The following is a 2,610-nucleotide window of genomic DNA, read 5'->3' as shown; positions in this document are numbered from 1 at the left end:
CGCGACGATCGGCAGCGCGAACGTCACGACCGGCCCGAGCAGCTCCAGGGTCCGCACCGGGCCGCCCGCGCCCACCGCGAGCAGTGCCGTCACCGGCAGCACGAAGACCAAGCCGAGCAACCCGCGCCGGGGTTGCGCCCGGCGCGCTTCGGCGAGCGCGGCCGGGCTCAGCGCGTCCGGCTCGCTGACGGCCGGGCGATCCAGCAGAGGGTCAGAGGACATCTTCGAGGCGGATCGGCAGCCGGTGGTGCCGCCGTCCGGTGGCGTGGTGGACGGCGTTGGCCACGGCCGCCGCGACCCCGACCATCGAGACCTCGCCGAGCCCCTTCACCCCGACCGGGTTGAACCGGAAGTCGGGCCGGTCCACGAAGTCGACGTCGATGCGGTGGACATCGGCGTTGACCATCACGGGGTACTCCTCGAGCGTCGCGTTGAGGAAGCCGCCGCGCTCCGGGTCGGGCAGGCTTTCCTCGCGCAGCGCCCCGCCGATGCCCCAGATCACGCCGCCGCGCACCTGGCTCGCCGCGGTCACCGGGCTGGCGACCCGGCCGCAGTCGACGACGCTGACCACGCGCGGCACGCGGATCCGGCACGTGGTCGGCTCGACGCGGACCTCGACGAAGTGGGCGACCCAGCTGAACGTGCTGAACTCCGGGTAGACCGGGCCGGCGATGGCCAGGTGCCCGGCCTTGGACTGGTCGACGACCTCGGGCCCCTGCCCGGCGCCGACCGTGGCCACTTCGACCTCGACCGGGTGCCCGGCGCGTCCGACGGCGGCGGCGACGTCCACGGCCCCGGTGTCGGCCGCGTTCAGGTGCTTGCGCAGTTCCCGCAGCCCGGCGTGCACGGCGGGCAGCGCGGTCGCGGTGCCCCAGGACCCCGCGGTGAGGTGCTGCGGCGCGACGCGGGTGTCGCCGACCCGGACTTCGACGTCCCGCACGGCGATGCCGAGGTCGTTCGCGACGAGCAGCGCGATCGCCGACCGGATGCCCTGGCCCATCTCGTGGCCGTCGACGGCGGCCGTCACCCGGCCGTCGGCGTGCGCGGTCAGGTGCGCGACGGCGGGTGCGGCGTGGCCCGGGTAGGTGCCGACTGCGACGCCCCAGCCGAGCAGCGAACCGTCGGCCACGCGCATCGAGCCGGGTTCGGGGTCGCGGCCGGCCCAGCCGAACCGCTCGGCACCACGGCGGAGGCAGTCGGCGAGGAACCGGGTGGAGAACGGCCGTCCGCTGACCGGGTCGGTCATCGTGTCGTTGGCCAGCCGCAGCGCGACCGGGTCCTGGCCGGTGGCGTAGGCGAGTTCGTCCACCGCGGACTCGAACGCGAACATCGCCGAGCTTTCGAACGGCGCCCGCATGTAGCCGGGGGTCTGCACGTCGGTCCGCACGAGCCGGTGCCTGCCGCGGAACGCCTCGAAGCCGTACAGCCGCGAGGAGACCTCGGTGTGCATCGCCGGGAACAGGTCGTGGCGGGACGTCTGCTGGTCGACCTCGTGCACGGCGGCGAGGATCTTGCCGGACGCGTCGGCGCCGAGGCGGACGCGGTGGCGGGTGGCCGGGCGGAAGCTGCCGTTGTGGAAGGTCTGGGCGCGCGTCAGCACGAGCTTGACCGGGCGGCCGAGGCGGCGGCTCACCAGCGCGAGCGGCGCGAGGTGCGGCTGGAGCGAGTTCTTCTGGCCGAACCCGCCGCCGACGTACGGCGACCGCACTTCGATGCGCGCCGCGTCGAGGCCGAGCTGCTGGGCGAGCCCGTGCCGGACCGCGGCCGCGTTCTGGGTGCCTTCGTGCACGACGAGCGTGCCGTCGCGCCATTCGACGACGGCGCCGTTCAGCTCCATCGGCACGGCGTGCTGCGCCGCGTGCTCGTAGGTGCGCTCGATCCGCACCGGGCTGGCGTCGACCACCGCGTCGGCGTCGCCGACCTTGATGTCGGCCAGGAACGGCAGCGGGATCGCCTCTTCCTGCACCAGCGTGGTCGCGCCCGCGGCGTCGAGGTGCGCGGCGACCGGCTCGGGCTCGTACTCGGCGGTCACCAGGTCGGCGGCTTCGGTCGCGGCGACCGGGGTTTCGGCCACGACCAGGGCGATCGGCTGGCCGCGGTAGGCGATCCGGTCGTCCAGCAGCGGCTGCAGGCTCTGGAAGGCGAACCCGCCGCCCATGATGAACCCGGGGCCGCGCAGCTCTTCGGCGTCGAACCGGGTCACGACGAGGAGCACGCCGGGCACGGCTTCGGCGGCCCGGGTGTCCACATCGGACACCCGGCCGCGGCCGATCCGGGCGGTGGCGAGCGCGGCGTGGACGACCCCGTCCGGGACGCGGTCGGTGCCGTAGGCGGCTTTGCCGGTGACTTTTTCGTGCGCGTCGACGCGCCGGGTGTCGGTCATCGGGTCGCTCGCTCCCCGGCCATCAGCACGGCGTCGGCGACCGTGCGGATGCCCAGTTCGATCCGGAATCCGTTGTGGGTGCCGGGACGGGCGCCGGCGAACGCGATCTCGCCGGCACGCCGGGCGTGCTCGGCGGTCAGGGGCAGGCCGCGCAGGGTGCGTTCGGCTTCGGCGGCCCGCCACGGCCGGGTGGCGACGCCGCCCAGCGCGATCCGGCAGTCGCCGAC

At 74.9% G+C, this 2,610-nt stretch carries 1 protein-coding gene and 2 pseudogenes; all 3 read right to left on the bottom strand.

What is annotated here, in order from left to right:
* Positions 1–222 (bottom strand): annotated as a pseudogene (locus tag G3I65_RS01095) (hypothetical protein); the annotation flags it as partial.
* The gene (locus G3I65_RS01090; RefSeq protein WP_160693892.1) at positions 212–2,383 is read right to left on the bottom strand and encodes a xanthine dehydrogenase family protein molybdopterin-binding subunit; all 2,172 of its coding nucleotides are present in this window, start codon (positions 2,381–2,383) and stop codon (positions 212–214) included. The pseudogene G3I65_RS01095 and the gene G3I65_RS01090, both read right to left, overlap by 11 nt.
* A pseudogene (locus G3I65_RS01085) lies at positions 2,380–2,610 on the bottom strand (xanthine dehydrogenase family protein subunit M); the annotation flags it as partial. The gene G3I65_RS01090 and the pseudogene G3I65_RS01085, both read right to left, overlap by 4 nt.

This window comes from Amycolatopsis sp. SID8362 (genome assembly GCF_010550475.1).
Classification (GTDB): Bacteria; Actinomycetota; Actinomycetes; order Mycobacteriales; family Pseudonocardiaceae; genus Amycolatopsis; species Amycolatopsis eburnea.
Note: the sequence above shows the minus strand (reverse complement) of the source record. Positions and strands in the feature narration are given on the sequence as shown.

Excerpts from the sequence above, each read along its gene's own strand:
- G3I65_RS01090 (WP_160693892.1), bottom strand. The coding sequence starts at position 2,383 with ATGACCGACACCCGGCGCGTCGACGCGCACGAAAAAGTCACCGGCAAA.